The sequence below is a fragment of the Erysipelatoclostridium sp. DFI.2.3 genome, assembly GCF_019132535.1.
GTDB lineage: Bacteria > Bacillota_I > Bacilli_A > Erysipelotrichales > Erysipelotrichaceae > Clostridium_AQ > Clostridium_AQ innocuum.
The window spans coordinates 41,277-67,382 of the sequence record NZ_JAHOOJ010000022.1; the positions used below are offsets into that span (position 1 = coordinate 41,277).

The 26,106-nt window shown below is 44.7% G+C and carries 23 protein-coding genes; 10 read left to right on the forward strand and 13 right to left on the reverse strand.

Translation table 11 applies throughout. The features are described from left to right. Positions 1-120: 120 nt before the first annotated feature. The 7 genes from KSZ58_RS18075 to KSZ58_RS18105 form a co-directional block, all read right to left on the reverse strand. Positions 121-741, reverse strand: a complete 621-nt coding sequence (locus KSZ58_RS18075; RefSeq protein WP_009270800.1) for a PD-(D/E)XK nuclease domain-containing protein — start codon at positions 739-741, stop codon at positions 121-123. Continuing rightward, a complete protein-coding gene (locus tag KSZ58_RS18080; protein ID WP_009588258.1) occupies positions 720-860 on the reverse strand; it encodes a hypothetical protein in 141 nt (46 codons plus the stop codon). Before KSZ58_RS18080 ends, KSZ58_RS18075 begins: the two co-directional genes overlap by 22 nt. A gap of 143 nt (positions 861-1,003) precedes the next feature. Further along, positions 1,004-1,249 (reverse strand): AAA family ATPase, encoded by a 246-nt coding sequence (locus KSZ58_RS18085; RefSeq protein WP_253278434.1) that lies wholly within the window; start codon positions 1,247-1,249, stop codon positions 1,004-1,006. A gap of 65 nt (positions 1,250-1,314) precedes the next feature. Then, positions 1,315-1,686, reverse strand: coding sequence for an AAA family ATPase (locus tag KSZ58_RS18090; RefSeq protein ID WP_009270802.1), 372 nt, complete (start codon positions 1,684-1,686; stop codon positions 1,315-1,317). Positions 1,687-1,732: 46 nt separating this feature from the next. Then, the gene (locus tag KSZ58_RS18095; RefSeq protein WP_009270803.1) at positions 1,733-1,924 is read right to left on the reverse strand and encodes an AAA family ATPase; all 192 of its coding nucleotides are present in this window, start codon (positions 1,922-1,924) and stop codon (positions 1,733-1,735) included. A gap of 237 nt (positions 1,925-2,161) precedes the next feature. Continuing rightward, positions 2,162-3,160 (reverse strand): isocitrate/isopropylmalate dehydrogenase family protein, encoded by a 999-nt coding sequence (locus KSZ58_RS18100; RefSeq protein ID WP_009270804.1) that lies wholly within the window; start codon positions 3,158-3,160, stop codon positions 2,162-2,164. Between the two features lies 1 nt (position 3,161). Continuing rightward, complete coding sequence (locus KSZ58_RS18105) at positions 3,162-4,496, reverse strand: citrate synthase (protein WP_008817817.1); 1,335 nt, start codon at positions 4,494-4,496, stop codon at positions 3,162-3,164. Between the two features lie 120 nt (positions 4,497-4,616). Here KSZ58_RS18105 and KSZ58_RS18110 point away from each other — a divergent pair, with 120 nt between their 5' ends. Beyond that, positions 4,617-6,539 carry an aconitate hydratase gene (locus KSZ58_RS18110; protein ID WP_009270805.1) on the forward strand — a complete coding sequence of 641 codons (1,923 nt, stop codon included), beginning with the start codon at positions 4,617-4,619 and terminating at the stop codon, positions 6,537-6,539. Between the two features lie 214 nt (positions 6,540-6,753). After that, positions 6,754-8,073, forward strand: a complete 1,320-nt coding sequence (locus tag KSZ58_RS18115) for a serpin family protein (protein WP_009270806.1) — start codon at positions 6,754-6,756, stop codon at positions 8,071-8,073. Positions 8,074-8,381: 308 nt separating this feature from the next. Here KSZ58_RS18115 and KSZ58_RS18120 read toward each other — a convergent pair whose 3' ends face one another. The 3 genes from KSZ58_RS18120 to KSZ58_RS18130 all read right to left on the reverse strand — a co-directional run bounded on the left by KSZ58_RS18120 (position 8,382) and on the right by KSZ58_RS18130 (position 11,674). Further along, a complete protein-coding gene (locus tag KSZ58_RS18120; protein ID WP_009270807.1) occupies positions 8,382-9,308 on the reverse strand; it encodes a PD-(D/E)XK nuclease family transposase in 927 nt (308 codons plus the stop codon). Between the two features lie 453 nt (positions 9,309-9,761). Beyond that, the gene (locus KSZ58_RS18125; protein WP_008817821.1) at positions 9,762-11,072 is read right to left on the reverse strand and encodes an MFS transporter; all 1,311 of its coding nucleotides are present in this window, start codon (positions 11,070-11,072) and stop codon (positions 9,762-9,764) included. Between the two features lie 74 nt (positions 11,073-11,146). After that, positions 11,147-11,674: a metallophosphoesterase gene (locus KSZ58_RS18130; RefSeq protein ID WP_009270808.1), complete on the reverse strand. Its 528-nt coding sequence runs from the start codon at positions 11,672-11,674 to the stop codon at positions 11,147-11,149. A gap of 255 nt (positions 11,675-11,929) precedes the next feature. On the opposite strand from KSZ58_RS18130, the gene KSZ58_RS18135 reads away from it, so the two are divergent. Together KSZ58_RS18135 and KSZ58_RS18140 are read left to right on the forward strand one after the other, a co-directional pair. Further along, on the forward strand, positions 11,930-12,160 hold the full coding sequence (locus tag KSZ58_RS18135; protein ID WP_008817823.1) for a hypothetical protein: 231 nt from the start codon (positions 11,930-11,932) through the stop codon (positions 12,158-12,160). 306 nt (positions 12,161-12,466) lie between these two features. After that, a complete protein-coding gene (locus KSZ58_RS18140) occupies positions 12,467-13,063 on the forward strand; it encodes a GNAT family N-acetyltransferase (RefSeq protein ID WP_008817824.1) in 597 nt (198 codons plus the stop codon). Positions 13,064-13,335: 272 nt separating this feature from the next. Here the strand turns inward: KSZ58_RS18140 and KSZ58_RS18145 are convergent, their stop codons facing one another. After that, entirely contained in the window at positions 13,336-13,716 is a 381-nt protein-coding gene (locus KSZ58_RS18145; RefSeq protein ID WP_008817825.1) for a PTS sugar transporter subunit IIB, read from the reverse strand. Beyond that, positions 13,710-14,549 (reverse strand): alpha/beta fold hydrolase, encoded by an 840-nt coding sequence (locus tag KSZ58_RS18150; protein ID WP_009588240.1) that lies wholly within the window; start codon positions 14,547-14,549, stop codon positions 13,710-13,712. The genes KSZ58_RS18145 and KSZ58_RS18150 overlap by 7 nt, the downstream gene beginning before the upstream one ends. Positions 14,550-14,728: 179 nt before the next feature. Here KSZ58_RS18150 and KSZ58_RS18155 point away from each other — a divergent pair, with 179 nt between their 5' ends. The 5 genes from KSZ58_RS18155 to KSZ58_RS18175 all read left to right on the forward strand — a co-directional run bounded on the left by KSZ58_RS18155 (position 14,729) and on the right by KSZ58_RS18175 (position 22,584). Next, positions 14,729-15,346, forward strand: a complete 618-nt coding sequence (locus KSZ58_RS18155) for a TetR/AcrR family transcriptional regulator (protein WP_008817827.1) — start codon at positions 14,729-14,731, stop codon at positions 15,344-15,346. Between the two features lie 85 nt (positions 15,347-15,431). After that, positions 15,432-16,130, forward strand: a complete 699-nt coding sequence (locus tag KSZ58_RS18160; RefSeq protein WP_009270810.1) for an ABC transporter ATP-binding protein — start codon at positions 15,432-15,434, stop codon at positions 16,128-16,130. A 9-nt stretch (positions 16,131-16,139) separates the two neighbouring features. Further along, complete coding sequence (locus KSZ58_RS18165) at positions 16,140-18,389, forward strand: ABC transporter permease (protein WP_009270811.1); 2,250 nt, start codon at positions 16,140-16,142, stop codon at positions 18,387-18,389. 693 nt (positions 18,390-19,082) lie between these two features. Then, positions 19,083-20,378 carry an ABC transporter substrate-binding protein gene (locus KSZ58_RS18170; protein WP_009270812.1) on the forward strand — a complete coding sequence of 432 codons (1,296 nt, stop codon included), beginning with the start codon at positions 19,083-19,085 and terminating at the stop codon, positions 20,376-20,378. Next, positions 20,362-22,584: an EAL domain-containing protein gene (locus KSZ58_RS18175; RefSeq protein ID WP_008817831.1), complete on the forward strand. Its 2,223-nt coding sequence runs from the start codon at positions 20,362-20,364 to the stop codon at positions 22,582-22,584. Before KSZ58_RS18170 ends, KSZ58_RS18175 begins: the two co-directional genes overlap by 17 nt. Before the next feature lie 396 nt (positions 22,585-22,980). Here the strand turns inward: KSZ58_RS18175 and KSZ58_RS18180 are convergent, their stop codons facing one another. Next, positions 22,981-24,384 (reverse strand): bifunctional diguanylate cyclase/phosphodiesterase, encoded by a 1,404-nt coding sequence (locus KSZ58_RS18180; RefSeq protein ID WP_009270813.1) that lies wholly within the window; start codon positions 24,382-24,384, stop codon positions 22,981-22,983. Positions 24,385-24,511: 127 nt separating this feature from the next. On the opposite strand from KSZ58_RS18180, the gene KSZ58_RS18185 reads away from it, so the two are divergent. Next, positions 24,512-25,975 (forward strand): GntR family transcriptional regulator, encoded by a 1,464-nt coding sequence (locus KSZ58_RS18185; RefSeq protein ID WP_009270814.1) that lies wholly within the window; start codon positions 24,512-24,514, stop codon positions 25,973-25,975. Positions 25,976-26,106: the final 131 nt, after the last annotated feature.

Consider the following 26,106-nt stretch of genomic DNA (forward strand, 5'->3'; position numbering starts at 1 on the left):
TTAGTTGTATAAAAAACATGCTCTGTACATCACTATAAGGCTATATATCATAGCGTATCATCAAAACCATTCACGGTGCTTATTTTTATAAGGATTTAGAACATGACCGTTTTCAAATGATTACCCAATTGATTCTGCGTCCTTCCCTACATAAATTTCAACCTGTTTACCACAATGTGCCATGCCAATTTTCATTACATTTTCCATATCCATTGCATATTCTTTATCCAGAATTTGTTGAAATCCCTTCTGAGCCAGTTCTTTTAAATTTACATTCGCATCTTTTGTGTATTTCAATTCGATCAGAAATGAAGCTCTATCAATCAGCTTGCTTTTCAGCAATATATCCAGTCTGCCGGAACCTCGCTCACGATTGCTGATGATTTCATATTTGTTATCCAACTGCATGAACAGCCCTAATAGCAGAGTCTGATAGGAATTCTCATTGATTAAATCATCCTCTGGAGGCCAGTTGGTCAAGTAGCTGACAGCAGTCTTCAGGATGTTACGATAACCACTTATAAAAGCATCCCAATTCTTATTCTGAAAATTATCTAAAAGATACGCAACACTGCTTTCATCCAAATGGAAATAATATGCAGTTAAAGACTGAAATTCTCTTTTAATTTCATTATTGGGTATCTTTAACACAAACTTGCCTTCTAAAGCATCTGTAATTTCCTTAATTGTAAGATATCCTGCATTTAGGCACTGCCCGCCTAAGGCGCAAACAAGCCCCAAAGGCTGTTTGTTTCCTTCAACTCATAAAAGGATGCCTCAAAATTTACCAGGGTATTTACTGTTCCTGTCCGTATCAGCTCTTCATAGCCTTCTTTAAATGATGAATCACAATCCTGCATAGCCTGCTTTATCATTTTATTAGAGCTTGTATTCACCCAGTACGGGATCAATTCTCCCCTGTTAACATAATTGATAATGGACCAGGGATTGTAGATAGCAATTCCTCCTATATTGTATCCGTCACGCCTTGGGCGGGCAGCGCCTACATATTCTGAATTTCGGTGTTATACTCATAATCATATGCATGCAGAATTTGTTCCACCTCTGCTTTTTTAAAACCAAAATATTCCGCATACTCCTTATCTTTCACCGTGCAAACAAGCAGATTGTTTAAATCTGAGAAAACATTCTCTTTCACAACGCGCTGTATACCGGTGAGCATCGCATACTGCAAATCATCACTGGTTTTCAGTGACGTATGAAGCATGGAAGAAAGAGAGCTTCGCAAATCGTCATAAATCCCCTGCGTGTGTGCTTCGATGAATGGTGTATCGCGCCTTGGGCGGGCAGTGCCTATTCATCAATAAACAGCATGACCCGTTTTCCATAATACTGGTGACATTTCGTCATAAGAAAACTAATCGCATTTACTACATCTTTTAATGAACCGTTTTGTATATCCGACATACCGCGCAGAATGACATCATATGCCGGTTTTTCAAATATATCGATATTTTCAAGAACCTGCTTATTCTTTTTATATTCCTTTAAAAGCTGCAATTTCATTTGCATGACAATATTATTTTTATCCCCCTTTGCATCCGCAAAAGAAAGAAAAATTGTAGGGTAGGTGTTCATTACCGTGGAATATTCTGTCTGCATAATCTCCGTATCTTTGAATATAGCTTTTGCATCCTTCGTGTTGTCAAAAAAGCTGGCAAGCACGCCATGGGCGGGCAGCGCCTACTCATATTGATTGTTTTTCCCGCTACTAGCGCGCCTCTTGTCGGATACCAAAGGTATCGGCAATATTTCGGTGAAAGTGCCTAGGTCGCGTGATCAGGGTTACTGTTGCTTTACGTTCCAGAAATTCTGCAATCATTCGGCTTTTATCAACCGTATAGTAATCCTCTTCCCGTAATTTTTGATAGCTGTTTACCCCGATAGGTATTGCCTTTCTCATGTTACTCATCACCCGCCTTGTCCTTTTCATTATACCCTATTTTCTCTTATGCTTCATACAAAAATCAAGAAAATGCGGATACAAGTCAAGCATCAACATATTGAATCGAATAAAAATCTGCCTCTTAATATCCTCTAATCATACCTAAATATCTTATTCTCAAGTCTATTAGATAAAATTCTAAAGCAAAACAGCCGTAGCTTTTCTGTAATACGGCTGTTTCATATATCTTATTAGCTATGATAATTTTGCGATAACGGCATCACGATATTCCTCAGTTGTCGAGCTTCCATGCAGATCCGGTGTCAGATATTTCTGCTCCATCAGCACAGCATCCACCGCTTTACGAATGTTCGCAGCACACTCACCTTCCTGTAAATGCTCCAGCATCATACAGGCAGACCACAGCAGTGCCGTCGGATTTGCGATATGCTTTCCAGCGATATCCGGTGCAGAGCCGTGTACCGCTTCAAACATTGCATAGTCCGTTCCGATATTACTGCTTGGTAGAAGCCCCAGCCCCCCAATCAGGCCGCTTGTCAGATCACTGACAATATCCCCGTACAAATTCGGCATCACCATGACATCGAAGGTTTCCGGGCGCATGACCAGCTGCATACATACATTATCCACGATTTTATCATCCGCTTCGATATCCGGATAGTCCTTTGCGATTTCCTGAAAGATGGAAAGAAACATCCCGTCACTCATTTTCAGAATATTTGCCTTATGTACACAGGTAACCTTTTTTCTGCCATTTGCCCGTGCATATGCAAAAGCATCCCGTATGATGCGTGTACTGGCCTTGCGTGTGATAATCTTTGTCGCATGCACCGTATCCGCATCAATCTGTTCCTCCACACCAACATACAAATCCTCTGTATTCTCGCGGAAGGTCACAATATCCACATGGTCAAACGGTGTCTTTACTGCCGTATTGGATTTTGCAGGACGAATATTCGCATATAAATCATATTTATTTCGGAGCGTCACATTCAGGGAACGAAATCCCTTTCCAATTGGTGTTGTAATCGGAGCCTTCAATAAAATACGGTTTTTCTCGAAGGATGCAAACGCCGCATCCGGAATCAGCTTCCCGTTGCGCTCATATTCCGCTTCTCCAACCTCAAAGCATTCATAAGCCAATGGTGCCTTTGCTGCCATTAGAATCTGTAACACGGCATCCACGATTTCCGGTCCGATGCCGTCTCCCTTAAATACTGTTATCGTTCTCATCTCATCTGTCCTCCATTTTTACATATTTCTTCACACTGCCGACATATTTGGTTGCCGGACGCATAATTCTTCCATCGTATTCCTTGTTTTCAATATTGTGGGCAAGCCATCCGATGGTTCTCGCCATAACAAACAACGGTGTAAACAAATCCTCCGGAATGCCCATCATGCCATATACAAAGCCGCTGTAGAAGTCCACATTGCTGGATATATGCACCCCCTTAACATCCAGTATGACCTCCTTTGCGCACTGCTCAAAGCGCTGATAAAATTCATACTCCCTGACCTTGCCCTTTTTCTCGGCAAGCTTTTCAATATATTCCTGCAGTACCTCACTTCGCGGATCGCTCAGCGTATAAATCGCATGCCCCATTCCATATACTAAACCACTGTAATCGTAAAACTGCTTATGCAGGATACGGTAAATCAGTGCCTTGATTTCAATATCATTTTCACAGTAGCCGATTTCTTCTATAACAGCTTTCATCATACCGCTCACCTTCAGATTGGCACCACCATGCCTTGGTCCCTTCATACTGCCAATGGCTCCGACCATGGAGGAATAAAAATCCGTTCCGGTGGAGGAGATGACCACATTGGTAAACGTTGAGTTGTTCCCTCCGCCATGATCCGCGTGTACAATCAGCATCATATCCAGCAGCTTGGCCTCCAGATCGCTGAATGCATGATCCTTGCGCAGCATATACAAAATATTCTCCGCAATGGAAAGCTGCTCCTGTGCCGGATGGATCACCAGGCTTTCCTTATTATACCGGTGCATTTTGCTCTGATAGGCATAGCAGATGATCGAAGGCAGCTTGGCAAGAATATTCAGACCCTGCTCCAGCGTATTCTCCACCGATATGTTGTCCGGTGCATCATCATAATCATATAAGGCAAGCACTGCCTGTTGCAGCCGGTTCATCAGATTTTTTCCCGGCATATGCAGAAATTTGGATTCCAGAAAGTCATCCGGCAGCTCATAATGCGCACGCAGATAGCCACAGAACTCCTGCAGCTCCTCCTTCTTCGGAAGATAGCCGAAGAGTAATAAAAAGCAGGCTTCCTCGTACCCGCAAATCGTTTCATAATTTCTGCCATGGATGATGTCCCGCAGCTCTATGCCCCGATAGTACAGCTTTCCTATATCATCTGTTTTCACTTCTTCAACATATTTATAACCGACAACGTCCGCAATTTTGGTCAGACCGACACGTACTCCGGTGCCATCTTCATTTCGCAGACCCTTTTTAATATCATACTTGCGAAACAGATCATTTGCGATATCGTTATGCTCCCGCGCCTTCTGGTAAAAAGAATTCAAATGCTCATTCATTTCCTCTACCTCCTTTTACAGTATTCTTTCACCATTATATCATAATTTTCATAAATTCAATGAAATATTTTCATTTTTCATGATATAATATTCCATGTATACGAGAAAGGAAGGGAAGTTATGCCAACAATAACCGAGAAAATCATACAGAAGCATCTGGTAGAAGGGGTGATGGAGCGAGGAAAACCCATCGCAATCCGCATTGATCAGACACTGACACAGGATGCCACAGGAACCATGGCCTATCTGCAGCTGGAGGCGATGGGTGTGGATCAGGTCAAAACCGATCTGTCTATCAGCTATGTCGACCATAATACATTACAGAGCGGCTTTGAAAACGCCGATGATCACAAATATTTACAGACGGTGGCAATGAAGCACGGTGTTCGTTTTTCACGTCCCGGTAACGGAATCTGCCACCAGGTTCATCTGGAGCGCTTTGCAAAGCCGCAAGCTACCCTTTTGGGAAGTGATTCCCATACACCGACTGCGGGAGGCATGGGGGCTTTGGCTATTGGAGCCGGCGGTCTGGATGTTGCCTGTGCCATGGCCGGCATGCCGTTTCATCTCAACATGCCGAACATTATCAACGTTCGGTTACATGGTTCCCTGACAAAGGGTGTCAGCTCCAAGGATATCATTTTAAAGGTATTACAGATACTGAGTGTAAAAGGCGGTGTGGGGAATGTTATAGAATACAGCGGAGACGGTGTACGAAGTCTGAGTATCCCCCAGCGTGCCACCATTACCAATATGGGAGCTGAGCTCGGTGCAACGACCTCGATTTTTCCAAGTGATGAGGTTACACGGGAATTTTTAAAGAAACAGCACCGTGAGGATGCTTATGAGGAACTGAAAGCCGATGAGGATGCTGTTTATGATACCGTTATCGATATTGATCTGAACACACTGGAGCCGATGATCGCCATGCCGCATTCTCCGGACAATGTTCTTCCTATCAGCGAGGTGCTCGGTCTGAAGGTGGATCAGGTAGCCATCGGAAGCTGTACCAATTCCTCCTATATGGATATGATGAGCGTTGCCGGTATTCTGAAGAATAAAACCGTAGATCCAAATGTCAGTCTGGTTATTTCTCCGGGCTCCCGACAGGTACTGCATATGATTTCGCAAAACGGTGGTCTCTCCGATATGATTTCCGCAGGTGCCAGAATACTCGAATCCACCTGTGGTCCTTGTATCGGCATGGGACAGTCACCGATTACCAATGCACTTTCCCTGCGTACCTTTAACCGGAATTTCTACGGCAGAAGCGGTACCCTGAGTGCGAAGGTTTGTCTGGTTTCTCCGGAAACCGCAGCTGCAAGTGCACTGTACGGCTATATTGTTGATCCACGTACCGTGGAGTATGAGCTGCCACAGGAACCGGAAGTCTTTACCATTGACGATTCCATGATCATTGTTCCGGATGCAGAAACAGCTGCGGAAACAGAGGTTGTGCGCGGTCCCAATATCAAGCCACTGCCAATCAATACCCCATTGGAGGATCGCATTGACAAAAAGGTCATGATTAAGGTAGGTGACAATATCACCACCGATCACATTGCACCGGCAGGTGCAAAGGTGTTGCCTTACCGTTCCAATATTGAAAAAATCAGTGAATTCATCTTCATGAACGTAAAAGCAAGCTTCCATGATGACTGCCTCAAACACGGAGGAGGATTTATTATTGCAGGAGCCAATTATGGACAGGGAAGCTCCCGTGAGCATGCCGCATTAGCCCCAATGTATCTGGGAATCAAAGCGGTGATTGCCAAAAGCTTTGCACGGATCCACCGTGCCAACCTGATCAATTTCGGCATTATTCCGTTTACCTTCTGTAACGAGGAGGATTACGATACCATTGATGAACTGGATGAATTAACTATCACAAATTTGAAATCCCTTGCGGAGCATACACCGGTGGAGGTAATGAATATCACGAAAAACAAAAGCTTTCAGGTTTTCCATAGTCTGACACAGCGTGATATTGAAACCATACTGGCCGGAGGTACATTGAATCTGATTCGTCAGAATCAAAGCTAAACCAAATCAGCAGCTAATATGTACAGTCATATTTTAACTGCAATCAACAGGCGCAAGCTCTCCACCTACAGGGCTTGCGCCTTTAACATGCTGTCTTGTTTGCCTTTTCTCTCAGTTTTCATATGCTTTTATTATAATTTCTATTACAATAAAGGAAAGAAATGAAATAAATCGCAGGCGTGATTCGTTTACAGTACAGAAAGAAGGGATTCTTATGAAAAAAACAGTACGTATCCTATGTGTGCTTCTGCTTCTCACCGGCTGCTCCTCCCTGCAAAAGACAGCACCAAGCAAAACGGAAAAACCGCAGGAGCAGGCAAATCCAAAAATCGCAGCACCCGCTGATATCCACTATCCAAAAAGTCCTTCCATCGAGGATCATGATGCACAAATCGCCATAGTAGACGATAATCCTGTAGACGGTACCTTGCTGAGCGGCTATGCGGATTTCTCACAGGAAAGCTTTTCCGCAATCCTAAAGACCGCTTCCGATAATGTCAGCTATTCCCCGCTGAGCTTGTATTATCCGCTGATGATGACACTGCAGGCAAGTGAGGGACAGACAGCAGAGCAGCTGCAGACGCTGCTTCATGTTGACGGCAGGGATTCTGCAAAAAATATGGGGAATCTGTATCGCCGTTTATATACCGACAATGAAAGCGGACAGCTGAAAATTGCAAATTCCTTATGGATACAAAATTCATATCCGGTAAATAAAGACTTTATAGAAACCGCAAATAAGCAGTTTTATGCCGCTGCCTATGATGTGGATTTTTCACAGGCAAAGACTGCGGACCTTATGGCTGCGTGGATTCGTGAGCACACCAATGGAAATCTGTCCCCCTCTATAAGGACAAATGAATCCATGCGCATGGCGATTCTCAACGCAGTTTACTATAAAGCACGGTTTGATACTGAGTTCGATAAAAAGGATACAAAAAAGGATATCTTTTATGCACAGGATGGTAAGGTTGATACAGATTTCATGCATAAGGAGATGGGATCTCATTTCTTTATTGACAACAAGGACTATGCCGCCACTTCCCTGACATTGAGCAATTCCTCCAGCCTGACGCTGGTACTGCCAAAGGAAGGTAAGGATATCCGCAGAATGATGGAGCAAAAGGAATTTCTACAGGAATTACTGAAGGACGATACCGAGGGAGCAGATTTTGGTATCGTGAAGCTCTCTCTGCCAAAGTTCAAGGTTCATTCCAAGCTGCAGCTTGCGGATACCTTAAAAGCTATGGGTGTCACCTCTTTGTTTGATATAGCCGCAGAGTTAAATGGTATAACGAATGAAAAGCCCTTTTTTGTTTCAGATATCCAGCAGGAAACCAGCATTGCACTGAATGAGGAGGGGATTGAAGCAAGTGCATATACGATGATTGGTGCCACAGGTGCCGCTAATATGGAGCATCCTAAGGTTCTGGATTTGAACCTGAACCGCCCGTTTCTCTATGTGATTTCCACCCGTATGGATGGTGTTGAACTTCCGCTTTTTATCGGCGTATGCAGTAATCCTGCATCATAAATGATAAAAGCAGGTAAACTCTGCTGATGACACCGTATTTCCCATGCGGGTATCATAAAAGCCCAAAGCTGACAACAGGTCCATGCTTCACAATTCCACATATTCAAAATTATCATCCTGCTGTTTCACAGCCTTCTGCCTGTGCTGTATTCTCTTCGATATAACCAATCGCCTTAAGAATACACACATCGTAGATATATTATCCCTCCTTGTTTGTACCCATACATAGTACAGGTCCTTTTGCTTCCTACAGCCGATAATGAAAAAAGCTGAAGCCTTTATTGCAGGTTCAGCTTTTTTCAAGTAAACTATTTAGCATTTCGATCTGTCAGCTGTGCTTTTAAAGCATCATATGTACTACACTCCAAAATGCTGATGAGAGCATCCTCAACCTGTTGCGTAGTCAATGTATCCACCCAGGCATCATCCACGCCATACTTGTGTAGTAACAGTAATTTTAAGGAAGTTCTTTTACCTTCCTCCATTCCTGATTTTTTAGCTTCTGCTGTTTGCTCCCTCAGATTGGCCTGGACTGCGCGTTCGGCAAATTCTGCCGATTCCGCCCAGCTGAATAACTGATTATCTTCTTTCATTTCATTATATTTTTCCACTGCCACATCCACCATCCTTCTCTTCATGTTTAGTATAGCATCATCCGGATTATATGCAAGCACATAACAAAATGTTTCAAATTCTGTCAGATTTTTTATGCCTCCAACTTCCCTGATTCGCTGTTTGATCATCGGCAGGAATACGATAGCCCGATTCAGTGTGCCATTGGGCTCCTCCTGATTATCTTCATCCTTCACCTTATAGTGACGAATCATACGTCCTCCTGCTTTTGGCATCGAATTCATAAAAATAATCTGATAAAACGGCTTCAGCTTGGTATAATCATTGCCCTGCTTCAGCTGTCTGCCAACCAGGCGGTAGCCATACTGCTGAAATCGCAGCTGTTCTTCCTGTGTATAACCGGATACCTGCATTTCCAAATCATAAAAATGGCCTGCCTCATCCTCCAATACAACATCCAGTACTGCTCGTTTTCCGAAAAAGACTTCCGGCAGCAGTTCAGGGTTCAGCACTTTTGTTGTTTGAACCTTTAAACCGTAAATCTCTTCAATAATCCTGCTTCTCAGCAGCTCAGAGCCTGCATCCTCTCCAATCAGCATATACTTGAAAAAAACATCATTGTGAAAGGGAATCGGATACTCCCTTTTCATCTCTTTTTGCATATGTACAATCCTCCTTTTTTTTTATATACAGTCTTATATACGTATGAAAAGGACAAAACTCCTAAAATATATTGAAATTCGTTAAAAAAGTATAAGGTAAGACAGGAAGCATACTTGCACTGCCCGAAACCACCCTCTACCATATTGCTATTTTACCGGCATACAACACAACCGGCATTTTTCGATATAAGGATGGATGCGCAGCAGAATACCCATAATACCGGAATGTTCTGCCTTCCGGCTCCCTTTTTTGCATCCCCTGCTTCCTGCTGATATCTTTCAGAGAATGAACAACTATGCTCATCCAAAGCCTCTCGTATGTTCATCATGTAAAAGACTGTGTTTGATTCACAGCTTTATACGGCTGGATGTCCCCTACTATACAAGAAAAAAGAGCAGTCTTCCCATAGCATGAAGTCGGCCCTTCTTTATGATGCATTCCTTTGTGCTTCCTTATTTTTTCTTATGAAATTTCTGTTCGCTTTCCGGATCCTTGACAAATGCCAGGAACAGCATGCCCAGCAGCATCATCGGAATCAGACCGAGAATACCATATTGTGTTTCTCCGGTAATCATGATAATTGTAGATACCGCCATCGGCCCTAATATTGCCGAGAATTTGGAGAATACAGAGAAAAATCCAAAAAATTCATTGGAATCTGCTTTATCCGGAATCAGCTTGGCAAAGTAGGAACGGGAAACGGACTGGATACCGCCCTGAAACATACCGACCAGCAACGCCACCACCCAGATAAAAGACGGATAGGTCTTAATCAGGGATCCTGCCAGTACGACACCGACATAACCGATGATTCCGGCATAGATCATTTTCTTACTGCCTACATGCTCCACCAGCTTACCAAACAGAATGGAGAACGGACAGGCAACAATATTGATGACAATTACGACCACCAGACTCATGACATCACTGATTCCCATCTCTGTCGCAAGGGAAACCGCCATTTTGATAACCGTATTCACACAGTCAATATAGAAAAAGTAGGATATACAGAACAGAAAGATATTTTTATTCTTTTTAATATCACGGAATGTGTGATATAAATGAGAAAACGATTCCCGCACAACATGCGGTACCGGTTCGTGAAAATTTTTCTGCTTCACATGTTTCAGCATTGGACGCGAATATACAAGCCACCAAAGTACGGCCATTCCCATCGTAAGACCGCAGGCCATCCGATAACTCAGGGTAAAGGAACCAAGCACCAGATCACCGGTCTTCGGATCACCGAGAAGTGTTACCAGCGCAAAGGGTATCACGAAAATCAGAAACGGCAATACAGAGCCGATATAGCCCCATGCATAGCCGGCAGCACTCACCTTATCCACCCGTTCATCATCGCAGACATCCACGATAAAGGCATCGTAGAAAATAATGGAACCGTTATAGCCGAGCATAGCAATAATGAAAATTACAATCGCCGCACGGTAGTCGATGAATGGCAGGGCAAGGCCAAAGCCGCCAAAGATGCCCATAAACAGGAAGAACTTAAACATCTTCATTTTCTTATCCTTGTAATCCGCCATCGTTCCAAGCACCGGTGATATCACGGCCAGAATAATCGCATAGATTGCATTTGCCCAACCGACATACACACTGCTGTCACCGGGTGTAATTTTCGCAATCAGCAGCGGAAATATGACAGTACAGGTGGTCAGCACCTGCGCTGAATTTCCCACATCATATAAAATCCAGCTGGTTTCCTCTTTGGTAAAGCCAAGTTTTGTCAGAATTTTTGTGAACATATTATTCGTTCCTTTCTCTTCATAAAGACAGTGTAGCACAGGGATATTGTCTTGGGGATACGGATAACAAAAGCTTAACAATTTTCAACAGCAAGAAGCTGTGCCCGGATACAGCAGCCGTGGATCTCCACCACAGCATATCCGCTATGCGGAGTCCCATAGCATACAGAACCCGGATTGATCAAAACGACACCGTCAACCTCGGTAAAGCACTGATGATGCGTATGTCCGAAAAACAGCGTGTCACAACCCTTTCGTTTCGCATAGGCTGCCAGCTTTCCATACAGGGTGCGCATGCACAGACCCATGATTTCATCGTTTGGAACATGGTGCATTGCGAGAACCTCCTGTACAGTTTCATCATCGAAGATATCACCATGCAGACAGATTGCCTTACGTCCCTCCAGCGTCAGCTTTACCTTTTTGGGGAGCCGTTGTGTGCGGTCATGATTGCCTTTCACAATGGTGCATTCATCGATTTCCCGTAACGGAAAGCCGACATCCCCCAGATGGATTTTCAAGTCTGCAGCTGCGTGCTCCTGCAAAATGCTTCTTGCAGTCTTTAACTCTCCATGTGTATCGGACATCAATAGAATTTTCATGTTGTACACCTTCATATCTGTTAGCTTTATTATAATATGATTCCCGAAGAATAGAAACAGAAAGTTTACAATTCAAGAAAAACAGCGGTTTCTCTCAAAATTGTGCAGTTGTCCGTAGGCATGCAGCCTTACCTTGCAAAGCCCTATATATCTTTTCCCTGTGATAGCGCAATACGCCTAGATAGGCGTTGCATCTTCACATATCTTATACTGAGATACAAAGATGATCTCAGAAAATAAAAGGAGGATTTCAATATGTATAACAATTGTGGATGTAACAGAGAATTTGGTTTCAATGATGGCTGCGGGTACAACCGTTCTGAATGGAACAGCGGATGTGGATGCAACAACGATTACTACAACGACAACGCTGCACTGTATGAAGCAGAATGTGTAGCACGTGCTGCTCTGCGTCGTAGAAACAGAGAAAACCGCTGTGCTCGTGAATTCGTTCGCTGTATGAAAAACGCCCGCTGCGGTTACTAGTCAGCTGGGCTTGAAAGGTCTGTGATCCGCAGGCCTTTTTTTATATGTAAATGACAACAGTGCAATATATGAAACCGACTGCCATTCGCAGGAAAGTGTATATAAATGAAATAAACACAGAAAGTAAATAAAATGAATATTCTCTGCCACCTGACGGTAAGGCCCGGCAATGCAAAAGCAATAAAAGAATCAGCCCGGGAAGAATCAAAATAAAGGCTGTTTCATTTGCAGACGCCTCGTATCACAGCTTGCGGTTTTTGTACCTTTATGCCATAATAAATAGCAGAAATAAAGGGAGGACAGCTTATGGAGCATAAAGGAACTACTGTCATTACATCAAAAAGACTGCTTCTGCGTCGTTTTGTCATAGAGGATGCAGAGGCGATGTTTCATAACTGGGCCAGTGATCCAGATGTATGCCGTTTTCTGACCTGGCCGCCGCATCCGGATGTCAATGTCACTCGTCGTATTCTTCAGAATTGGATTACAAGCTATGCACAGCCGAATTTCTATCAATGGGCCATTGCATTACAGGAACATCCGCATAATGTCATTGGCAGTATATCCGTTGTCGCTCAGAATGAGGAATTGGATCTGGTACATATCGGCTATTGCTTAGGAAAAGAATGGTGGCATCTGCATATCACCAGTGAAGCATTCACAGCCATCATTCCCTTTCTGTTTGAAGAGGTGAAGGCAAACCGCATAGAAACAAGGCACGATCCGGATAATCCGAATTCCGGAAGAGTCATGCGTTCCTGCGGACTTACCTATGAAGGGACGGCAAGAGAGGCAGACCGCAGCAACCGCGGTATCGTGGATGCCTGCAATTACAGCCTTCTGAAAAAAGAATATCCGCAATGGCTTCATGAAAGAGGCATCACATCCACAGCTTTCAGATAAAGACTTTTCACAGATACTCCCACATACTTGCATTTTCCGGATGTCTATGCTTCCGTATACAGGTTGCATATGCAAAAAACAGATAAAAAAAACCTTTCTTTCTTATCTGTCAATGGATAATTCACAGGCTGTAATATAATGAAAGAAGAAATAAGCTCCTGTATTATCAGAATTTATTTCTTCTTTTAATTTTAGCTTTTTATTTCTGCACCCTGCTGAGCAGAAATCAACCTTATCGACAGCAGCTCTTTTTCACGACATATGGAAAGGTATCAAATCATAGCATTCAGAATATACTGAAGTGCCTGCTTTCCATCCATTTTCCCAAAGGTTTTCATATCGATGATATGTATGGGAATATCAAAGCAATTCAGCTTCTTTTTCATGGAATCCTTTAAGTAACGCATCTGCGGTGCAAGCCAGATGGCCTGCATGTGATATTCGAAGTGATAGCGGCGAATGAATTTTTCGTCAATGATTTCCGCAGAGCCGTAAGCAAGGACAAGATCATTTTCCCGCAGGGCATCCTCCAGATGATTTCCCAGCTCATGTATTTCTTCCACATAAATCTGTTCCCTGCAGCTTGCCTTTTGGATCTGCTTGCAAAACATACCGCTGGTATTTCCGGTCGCACAGCATACATAAACTAGCATACGGGTTCCTCCTTTAGAAAAGCTCGTATTTCTTTCAGAAAGGCATCTCTTTGATCAGTGAACACCTCATGCCCGCAATGCTCATAGAAACGCTTGATGATTGTTTTCCTTTCGCATGCGGCGAGTTCATCATACAGCGTCCTCCAGCTACAGACAGGATCGTCCTTCCCCTGCAGAATCAGCAGCGGCACTTCACAGGCATCAAACAGGCCGTGAAAGCTGTGTTGGAAAAACCAGGATGACATCGCGCAGATATGACGAAGAGATTTAGATGGATTGTCTGCACTGTAAATAAAGGCACGAAAATCCTCCATCGCAAACAAAGCCTCCGGTGTGGGCGGATCCTCTGCTTTTTGAGGCAGCTCCTTCATACGCACACGAAAAGCTGCGGACATGCGTTCAAACTGTTCCAGCAGCTGTGAACGGCTGAAGCTGATTGCTGGTGAGCTCAGAATACAGCCTGTCAGCTCCTGCGCAAACCGTTCCAGACACAGAGCAGCCAGACAGCCGCCAAAGGAGCCACCCCATACATACAGACGCTTTACACTCCAGCGTGATCTGGTATCCTGTATCACACGCAGGACATCATTTGTAAGTGTATCTATACACAGACCCTTTTTCAAATCATATGATGATGCACCGCTTCCCCGCTGATCAAAATGGATACAAAGGGCATCCTCCTCCAATGCACGAAACGCCGGCAGCTCCATAATCGCCTGTGCACCGCTGCCGGGTCCGCCATGCAGAAAAATAATCGCTGTGCCCCTGTCAAATCTACCACAGGCATACACCTGCAAAAGACAGTCCTTGCTTTGTATTTGATAACGTTCCATAGGTCCCTCCCACTCGTATAAGCTCATCATAGCATGCCGTAATCGCTTATGCAAGATGGAATGCGCATATTCGGTTAAGCGGTTACGCAAATACACTCCTATCCCCTTATGAATGACACCCCTTGACAGAATACGACAAAGGATATAAGATAACAGTGTTATGTGCAGGAGGTGAGAGAATGCAGCAGGAAACAACACGCGAAAGACTGCTGGAAAGCGCAAGCCGTGAATTTTTATCAAACGGCTATCAAAAAGCATCCCTGAGAACCATTTGCAGGAATGCCGGCGTTACCACAGGTGCCCTGTACTTTTTCTTCAAGGACAAATCGGCCTTGTTTCATGCCCTGGTCAAGGATGCCGCAGAAGCAGTCATGCAGATGCTTTACCAGCATACCAGCTTTGAGGAAGAGGTGTACAGCAATACCGACCAGCTCATGGATATGGAGCATGATATTCGCTTTGCTCAGGAGCTGATTTCCTTTTACTATGCACATGAAACGGCACTCGAGCTGCTGTTCAACTGTTCCTGGGGATCCGCATATCAGGATTTCACCGAGCAGATCATTGCTTACCTGGTCAAACGGAATACGAAAATCATCTCTGCGATGGTGAAGGACGATGACACGGTATTCAATGCGTGCACATTGCACTGGCTTTCCCAGATACAGGTCGAGGCATTTCTGCACATATTATCTCATCACTACTCTCAGGAACAGGCATTGCATCAGATTCGCATTGTCGTTACCTTTCTGCGGGGTGGATTCGAGGGTCTGTATCAACAGGCCGTCAAAAACTAGATCAGGGGAATACTCCCCTTTTCTTTTACCGCATAACATAACAGCGTTATGTTATGCCAGGCATATCAATAAAGGAGGAAGTTGTATGTATCTGCAGGCAAACAATGTAGAGAAGTTTTATGGAAACAAGGAAGCACGCGTTCAGGTTTTGAAGGGAATCAGCTGTGGCATTGAGCAGGGAGAAATCTGTGTACTGCTGGGGCCCTCCGGCTCTGGTAAATCCACTTTTTTAAATCTGATTGGCGGCATTGAACGCATTGATAAAGGAGAATTACTGATTGGCGGCAAGGACCTGGCAGGGATGCCGGATAAGGAGCTTGCCCTCTATCGGCGACATACGCTTGGCTTTGTCTTTCAATCCTACCATCTTGTCAGCAATCTGACGGTAAAGGAAAACATGGAATCCGGAGCATATCTTGGACGACATCCCAAATCCATTGAAGACCTGCTGGAGAGGCTGGGGCTGACACAGCATCGCAATAAGTATCCGAACCAGTTGTCCGGAGGTCAGCAGCAGCGCTGTGCCATCGGTAGGGCACTGGCGAAAAATCCGGAGCTTCTTCTATGTGATGAGCCGACGGGTGCTCTGGATTATCATACCTCCAGAGACATACTGCGACTGCTGGAGGAAATCAACCGCGATTTTCAAACAACCGTGATTCTTGTGACCCATAATGCGGCATTCGCCGATATGGCACATCGTGTCCTGTGGCTGAAGGACGGCCGTATCACCCAGGTGCACTGCAATGCACAGCGTGTAGCGGCTGATGCACTGGAATGGTAGGTGATCGTGATGCGAAATCCCCTGCATAAGACTTTAAAAAAAGAATTTCTTCGCAACCGCTCCCGTTATATTTCTCTTTCCCTTGTTTTGATCCTCATGATCGGTGTAGTAACCGGCTTTCTCAGCGTTGCCTACAGTGCCAAAGAGCTGCTGATCAAGGATCAGATCAGCAGTAAGGTGGAGGACGGACAGCTTGCCCTGCGGGATAGGATGGATGTAAAGACCAAAACAAAGCTGGAAGCACTCGGTTTAAAGGTGTACGAGCAATTTTATACAGAGCAGTCAGTCAGCAGGGATACCATGGTGCGCGTATACCGGAAACGCTTTGACATCAACCGTGCCACACTGCATGAGGGTCGTATGCCGAACAAACAAACGGAAATCGCTCTGGACCGCCTTTTTGCATTGAAAAACGGCTATAACATCCGGGATACGATACGCATGTCAGGCAAAAGCATGACCATCACCGGACTGATTTCAGTCCCCGATTATACCTCTCTGATTCAGAAAAACAGTGATATGATGATGGATCCCATCCATTTCGGTATCGCGATTGTCACAGATACCGGTTTTCAGACGCTGTCCAATGATCGTATGGTTTACAGCTACAGCTATTATTTGGATGATCGAGAGCTGAATGATTTTCAAAAACAAAAACGAGCCGATGATATACAGGAAATTTGTATCAAGGAGGGGGCAGTGCTGGAAAATCTATTAACTGCACAGATGAATCAGGCCATTTCCTTTTTGCCAAATGATATGGGAAGTGATATTCCGATGGTTCAGACACTGCTGTACATCATCCTGATGATTCTGGCTTTCATTTTCGTCGTCATATCACAAACAATGATAGAGGAACAGGCATCCGTTATCGGTACACTGCTAGCCAGCGGCTATACCAGACGGGAGCTGCTTCAGCATTATATGATGCTTCCAACAATACTTATCATCGTATCTGCAGGTATCGGTAACCTTATAGGCTATACACTGTTCCCAAACCTGTTTACAGACATGTATTACAGCAATTACTGTCTGCCGCCGCTCTCCATACAGCCTGTCTGGGAAGCACTGCTGTCCACTACCGTTATGCCGTTTATTTTCATGATGCTGATTCTGTATATGCTTCTGAAGCGCAGACTGCGTCTATCCCCGCTTCGCTTTTTGCGAAAAGATCTGCGCAGGCATCGGCAGCGCCGCTATATCCCCCTGCACGGCAGCTCATTTTTTCAGCGCTTTCGCATTCGGATCATCTTGCAAAATAAGGGCAGCTATCTCGTTTTGTTTCTCGGTATCATCTTTGCCAGCTTTCTCTTAATGTTCGCTCTCATCCTGACCCCATCCATGGAACAGTATATCAGGAACTTGGAGGCAGACAGCCGCTGTGATTATCAGTATCTTTTGAAAGCACCGGTGCAGGCGGACGGAGAAAAGGTGACGCTGACCTCACTGAAGGCCTATTATGTGGGGGGTGACCTCGATCTGGATGTGACCCTGTACGGACTCGGGCCGAATTCCGGCTATTACACGGATATGACACTTTCATCAGACCCCAAAAGCATTGTTATTTCTTCTGATTTCGCATCTAAGATGTCATTGCAGGTTGGCGATGCAATCACTCTCCGCAATCCCTACCGTGATAAAGCCTATTCCTTCACCATTCAGGACATCTATCCATATAATACCGGTTTCTCTGCTTTTATGCCAAGAAATCAGCTGAATCAGCTATTGCATGAGGACCATACCTATTTCAACGGCTATCTTTCCAATCAACCGCTGGATATCGAGGAAGCATATGTCCAAAGCGTAGTAACGCGCAGTGATCTCGTGAAAATCAATGAACAGATGACGCAAGCCTTTTCCCAGCTGCTTCCCGTTTTGACCTCGGTATCCATTGCGATTTATCTGGTGGTATTGTATATCCTCACCCGGCTTGTCATTGACCGCAATGCCATTTCCATGTCCTTTCTGAAGGTTATGGGCTATACAGCGAAAGAGATTCGCAGTCTGTATCTGCATGCCACCACCCTTGTTGTGCTCGCATCCCTTACAGCGGCTCTCCCCTTATGCAATATTGCTCTGCGCTATCTTATGAAATTTGCCTTTATGAAATTCACAGGCAATCTGAGCGTCTATATCCCGGGTTACGTGTATTTTCTGGTATTTGTCACCGGAGGAGTCGCATATCTGTTCATAAAAGCTCTGTTGACAAGGCGAATTGAGCAGATGGAACTTGGTTACGCCTTAAAAGAGGATGCATGATTCACGCACGGATATCGTAAAGGGTTCCTCAGGCTGTTCTACAGCTTATAGTCACAGGCAGGATTCCATAAGCACCGCTTTGGCGTTCGGCTTGCTTCCATTGAATCCTCCAATGCGAAATTTTGACAGGTAAACATATATTTTTGAAGCCGTCATTCAGTATATAAAAAAATAGCATCAAAAGAAAAGGGGGCATCGCTTTTTGCGTTGTACCCCTTTCTATTAGCATAGCCCGATTTCCATATTCCCTGCTAGATCCAATTCATCAACGTACATGTGATTGCAGTCCTCTTCATCTACCTGTATCCGGAGTATGGGATATGTGATTTTCGATTTGCGATCAAAAGCAGACACTGTCGACAGTTCAAACACAGCGGTAACAAGGCAGCTACTATCTGTATGACTGCCTGCAAGCCTGCGCTTCCTAAGCACAGATAGGAAACAGTTTCTAACCATCACGACAGCAAGCCTATCACGCAGCTTTACTCTTCCATCCTACAAAATCAATACAGCGGATATGAAAAAAACGCTGATACAGTGTGTTGCTTTCTGCCTGTCTGTTTGCTTTCAACGATATTCTATGATACAATTTCCATACGGAAAACATTACATACAACGCTTTAAAATCATCAAATCACAGCAGTATACAACACCTGGGTTCAGATTACGGATTCAGGAAGTGAGGAGCGCAAGATGAATAGCAAACACTTGGGAATGGGCATTCTGATAGCTGCACTTTTTCTGACCGGCTGCGGCAGACAGAAAATCACATCATATGAGCCGGATACAACACATGCGTCATTACCGGAAACAAAGCTGACATTTTTCGGTTATAAATATGAAGCAATCAATGTCACAGCGATTGAAGACAGCCTGCGTGACTTTATGCAGGAGAACGAGCATATCTCCATCACCTATGAAGGCATTAAGGGTGTGGATTACTACGAAGTGCTTGATAAACGGATCAGCACCAAAAACGGTGACGATATCTTCATGGTTGATCAGGCCTCTATGCTTGATTTGCAAAAAAAGGGCGTTCTGGCAGATCTGTCCGACCTTTCAACAATCTATGATTTCAGTGATCTTGTGAGAAATCAAATGAATGCAAACGACACCCTGCAGTATGTTCCAACCTCCATATCGGCTTTCGGTCTGTATTGCAATGAGGACCTCTTAAAGAAGCATAAGCAGAAAATACCAAAGAATCTGCAGGAATTTATGGATGTCTGTGCCTATTTCAAAAATAAAGGAATCACCCCCATCGTGGCGAACAATGATATTTCCTTAAAGACCATCATTCTGGCAAAGGGACTGTATCCCGTGTATCAGCAACAGGATAAGGATGCGGCTATGGAGCAGTTCAATACCGGGGAACGCGATCTTGCTAAGACACTGGAGCCCGGCTTTGCACTGGTGGAGGAAATGATTCAGCGTGGCTATGTCGATGCCGATGAGGCTCTTAAAACAGAAAAGACCAAGGATGATCTGATTCTGTTTGCCAAAGGAGAACAGCCGTTTATGCTGACCGGTGCTTGGGCTGCTCCACGTCTGCGCGACCTGCAACCGAAGTTCACCTTTTCCATACATCCTTATCCCATTCTCGAAGATGGCTGTGCAATGGTGATCAATATTGATACCCGCATCAGTGTCAATGCGAACAGTCCGCATGTGAAGGAAGCAAAGCAGTTTGTGGAGTATCTGACACAGAAGGATGTCCTATGGAAATTTGTAAACAGCCAAAGCTCCTTCAGTCCCTTAAAGGATGAACAGATGGCGCAGGACATTGCCATACAGCCTATGGAGCCGTATCTCACCAACGGCAGAAGTGTGATCGGTGCCGATGACAATCTGATCTATCCCATCTGGAACCTCACCCGTGAGAGTACACAAAAGCTGTTAAAAAAGGAAGAACGGGCTTCTGTTCTCGCAGACCTTCGAAAACAGCTTGCACAGATACGAAAGGAAAACAGCCATGAAGACAATAACTAAACGCTCTTTCTTTATCCTGTTCTCCATTGTATCTGCCACTGGTATCATACTGGCAGCCATTGCCTTTGTAACAAATGTAAAATCTTTACTCTGGGAGAAGTCTGTGACAGATATCATCGAAGTCACACAGCAGGGCTCTCATGCACTGGATACCTATATAGAAAAAGATTACGATACCCTGCATCTGTTTGTGCGGGAGCTGCAGAAAACCAGTGCAGCTGATAAAAATTCCATTCAGGAAATCGTCAGTGTATTCAATGAAGACGGCACCTCCTTTTACTGCAGCGACCTGTCCAGCGGAATCACCTACTCCAATCTTCCGGAAAAGATACCGCGCATGACAAAGGAGCAGAGAAAGATGTATGCCAAAATGAGTGGAAGCAGTATACGCGATCCGTTTCTCGACGGCTATACCGGTGTAAAAACGATCGGTGTGTTTGAACGCTTTACCTTTCGGGATGGTACACAGGGAATTGCACAGAAAACCAGACCGCTGACTTCCATGACCGAACGCTTCTCCCTCTCTTTTTTCAATCAGACCGGATTTTCGTATGTAGTGAATCAAAATGGTGATGTCCTGATTCGCTCGCTGCATAAGGACAGCAACCGCACCTTCCAGAATCTGTTTGACATCATTGATTTGCAGGGAAATGACGAAGAACAGCTGAATTTCTTCAAACAGCGCTTAAAGGAATCAAAAACGGGGGCGGCTCAGTTCCGCTATCAGGGGGAGGAATATATATTTTGTTATGTACCCTTGTATAACGGCGATAACTGGAATATTGTGTCCATCATTCCCAACCGCATCATCATGCAGCAGGCCAACAGTATTATCAAACAGACAATTGCATTGTGTCTGTTCATAATGCTGGTTCTGGCTGCGTTTGGCTATCTGTATCACAGAAATCGTAAAAAGCATCAGAAGGAAATCGAAAAGCTTGCCTTCTATGACAATCTCACCGGCTTATATCGCTATGAGAAGTTTCTACTGGACGGACAGCTGATTCTGGAGAAAAAAGAACAGCCGGTTGCTGTTCTGTATCTGGATATTATGGGCTTTAAGCTTTTAAACGATATGGAGGGCTATGGCTATGGGGATCGTGTGCTGCTGTTTGTTGCGGATATTTTACGCTCTGTGGCAAAGCAGCAGGATATCTGCTGCCGTATCTCCGGCGATGATTTCATCCTGCTTACCCCTTATGCAAAGAAAGAGGAAATCACAGAAACATGCAGGCAGATTCTCACGCTTTCCGCCACAGGTGTGGACAACAGGCATGACATCCCTATCCGTATCGGTATCTGTTTACAGGAGGATGCCGACATTGACAGCACCATCAGCACGCTGGTGGATCGGGCCCGTATGGCTCAGACAGGGATTCATGATGATTCCACCGCTGCATGGCAGTTCTATAATGAGGAGATGCGCGAGATTCTGCTACGGGATGCCGAGATGGAACAGCATATGGAACAGGCCCTAAGGGACGGGGAATTCCTGCATGTCATTCAGCCGAAATACGCATTGGACGGCAGTCAGATTCTGGGAGGAGAAGCACTACTTCGCTGGCAACGCAAGGGACACGGCTTTACCAGTCCCGGAGAATTCATTCCCTTGTTTGAACGAAACGGCTTCATCCGCAAGCTGGACACGTATGTTTTTATATCCGTCTGCCAGACCATTCAGAAACGGCTCGCGCAAGGAAAAGCAGTTGTTCCGATTTCTGTTAATGTATCCCGTATCCATTTATATCAGGAGGATTTTGCTGATTCCTATATTGCGATCAAGAATCAATATCACATACCGGACGGCATCATAGAGCTGGAGCTTACCGAGAATATCCTGTTAAAGAACACAAGGGAGATATTCACCATTCTGGAAAAGCTTCGCTCTCACGGCTTCTGCTGCTCCATTGATGACTTCGGCTCCGGCTATTCCTCCTTAAATGCGTTAAAGGATCTTCCGGTGGATGTAGTAAAGCTGGACAGGGTATTCTTTGATCAAAGCAGTCATGTGGAGCGCAACAAAACAATTTTAAAAAGCATGATCAGCATGGCCAAGGAACTGGATATGAAGGTTGTTGCGGAGGGCATTGAGTGTACGCAGCAGCTGGATATGCTGCAGGATACCGGCTGTGATATGGTACAGGGCTTCATCTATGCAAAGCCATGCAGTGAGGAGGATTTCTATCATCGGGTGGAAACAGAATAAAGCTGCAGCGGCAGAAATTTATCCTAAGGAAATAAAAAGAGACTTCTATTCAATGGAGCTATGCTGCAATCTGCTGATCAGATGCAGTGTTGACCAAAGATTTGAAATCTCTTTTTCTTATCAACAGGCAGGAAGAAGGACATACACATCAAATTAGAATGAAAGAACTCAAACATAGAGAGAATGATGTACATAACAACAGTACCCATTGTAATTTTGTTTTTCATGATGTAAACAGGCTGAATAATAATTGTATGAATGCACTTTTTAGGGATTATAAGCTTTTATGATACATGTGCCTGAAATCACAGTCGTACAGCAGCTATGCATCCGGCATGTAGTCAGAAAGGGCAATACAGCCGGTAGTCCCCGTGACTTATATACTGCATCATGCAGCTACTCCACACTATGAAACTGCTCCAGCCATGCGGTATACTCAGCTGCAGGAAGTGGACGGGCATAATAATAGCCCTGTACCATATCACAGGTTGTCGTGCGAAGAAAATCCAGCTGTTCCTCGGTTTCAATCCCCTCTGCAACAACTTGTATGTGCAGCCGGTGAGCCAGCTCAATCAGACAGCATAGAATATCCTGTGCTTTCTTTTGTGCAATGTCCTCAAAAAAGATACGATCCAGCTTAATGGCATCCACATCAAAGCTTTTCAATAAGCCCAGAGAAGAAAATCCGGAACCAAAATCATCCAGAGAGCAGCGAAAGCCCAGCTGATGCATCCGGAATACTGCCTGCTTTACCAATGCAATCTGTTCCTCATTGAAAAAAACAGACTCTGTCAGCTCCAGCTCAATCTGTCCGTCTGCTATGCCATAGCGTTCTTTGATTTCTGCATATTCCTCAAGGAAAGCGGGGTTCTGGAAATGCCGGCGGGATATATTGATTGAAATCATGAGCTTCTCTTTTTTCGCTGCATTGCGTGTCTGCAGGTATCTGCACACCTCCTCAAACATGTAACGGTCCAATTCCATGATATATCCGTTTTTTTCAAAGACAGGAATAAATGCAGAAGGACAGATGTTTCCGAAACGGGGATGATGCCAGCGAACAAGTGCCTCCGCATGGGTGCATTGATTTGTTTTCAGCGTTACCTTGGGCTGTAAATACAGTTGAAACTCATGCTGCCGCAACGAGCTTGCAAACAGGCTGTTCAACAATTCCTCGCGCCGGACAGCTTCCATCAGGGCAGCATCATAGAAAACGCAGCCCTTTCCGCTTACATACTGACGCAGTGCAAGCTTAGCGCGATTTATCAGCAAATCAACATCCTTTTGTGTGCCGTCAACGAGACAGGCGCCCTGCCGCAAGCGGATAATCGACTGCAGATTTTCAGTTTGCTTATGAATATCTTTCTGTATTTCATCAATTCGATTTTGAAGCAGGGACGTATCCTGTGTGAGAAGAAAGAGAAAAAATGAATCGCCTTCTTCTCTTGCCATAAATTCATTGGCGTCAAGATGCTGGCACAATACCTTATACACCTGACACAGCACCTCATCTCCCAACTGCATTCCATAGCGGTGATTGATCCGCTGGAAATGCTCGATATTTAACAGCACCAGAGTAGCTGCAATGGCCGGCTTCTTATCCAGCAGCCGCTTTACTCTGTTCTGAAATTGAATCGGCTTCATCCCCTTTGTTAACGGATCATGCAGGAATATGCCAGTCCAGGCCCCGCGGTTCGCCAGATACGCTCCCGCCAGAAATGCCAGAATCAGCAGCAGGAGCATGAACAGCAGGACAGAAGCACACTGCAGATCATCCGGTATGAGTTCCATGTGACGCATAGCGCAGCCTCCCTATTCTTTCAGCAAAATTTTATCATGCCCCTTCGAAAAGACAACGATAAATTTGTGTACATATACATATAGTATGACCAAAAAAACATGTTAAAATAAGAATGAGGTGTCATGTATGCAAAGAAAGGAAACTCTTTTTGAATATCTGTATCACAGTCTGCGGGAGGAAATCATCAGTGGAAGAATCCCCTTCGGCTCCACACTGCCCTCTATTATGAGACTGAGTGAGCTGTATCATGTGGGAGTCCGTACCGTGCGGGATGTAATGGTACGGCTGAAGCAGGAGGGCTACATAAAAACGGAAGAACGAAAACCGATGATCGTCATATATCGGCAGGATCAAAGAAAGCAGAAATCTGCGGCCATCAGGTATATTGTAGAAAATCAGCACTCTTTACGGGATGTATATGCTACTATGACGCTGATCATGCCGCGTATTCTTTCCTTCTCTGTCCAGGTGTGCAGCGATTATGCATTGCACCGGCTGGAGGAAAAGGTAAAGGAAGCTTCAGCGAAAAATGCAGCGTTTCGATGGAAGACAAATCTGAAATTTTTCTATGCCCTGCTGGATCAGACCCGCAATATGTTTTTTCGGGATTTGTTCTCCAGCCTTGAGCTGTATGCACGGCCAACCTTCTTCTTTCAGGAAAAGCAGTTTTCAAACCTACAAAACAGCTTCCAGTTTCAGAATATTCTATGGGTACAGGAAGCCATGTACAGCCGGCAGCTGACAGAAAGCATGAACAGACTCACTCGGATGTATGCTGCTGTACAGAAAACAGTTGAGCTGCAGATACAAGAACTGTGCAGGCAGAGCCCGCACATTAAGCAAACAGAAAAGCCCTTTTTATGGCATTCCGATCGTGGGCGCGATCATCTGCATGTTCAGATTACAAGGGACCTGATTGATAAAATCGGCACCGGAAAGCTTGCAGTGGGAACACGGCTCCCTTCAGAAGCAGAGCTGGCTTCGCAATACAGAGTAAGTGTTGCTACGATTCGCAAGGCACTTGCATCGCTGAATGAGCTTGGCTATGCAAAAACGCAGAATGTCAAAGGAACTACCGTCTGTATGCAGGATGGGGATATTGCCGCAAAATGCATGCAGATCAAGGTTTATCGGGAAGACACTCTGCGCTATCTCAGTGGTCTGCAGCTCATGATTCTGCTTATGAAGCCGGCAGCCAGTTCAGCATTCCCTTTCATTTCCGCAAAGGCACTGCTTCAGCTGCAATGTGATTTACAGGATAAAAACAGGATTCCTCTGGATTGTCTGACGGCACTCGTACGACGGTATGTTCCTTCAAAAACTCTGCAGACGCTTATGACGGAGCTCGGCAAGATCTTGTGCTGGGGCTATTATTACTCCTTCTATCCCCAAAAACAGCATGGCTCTACGGTATTAAACCGAAAAAGCATGGAAGCTGTTAAATATCTGCTGGAGGGAAATCAGGAGGCGTTTTCCAGACAGCTGTGCATATGCTATGCCCATATTCTGGATGTCGTTCGCTCGAACATGATCGATTTGAAGCTCTTTGAGGCCTCTTATATGATAACTCCTAAGGAGCCCTTTCTATAGAAAAGGGGCTGTGACGAGTAAGAGAAATTAGTGTTTCTCTGAAAATCACAGCCTTTTTTATTATGATTTTTGTATTTTGGGTACACTGAAAACAACTTTTTGAGTGAATCTGGTTTTAGGCCCTTTTTTCG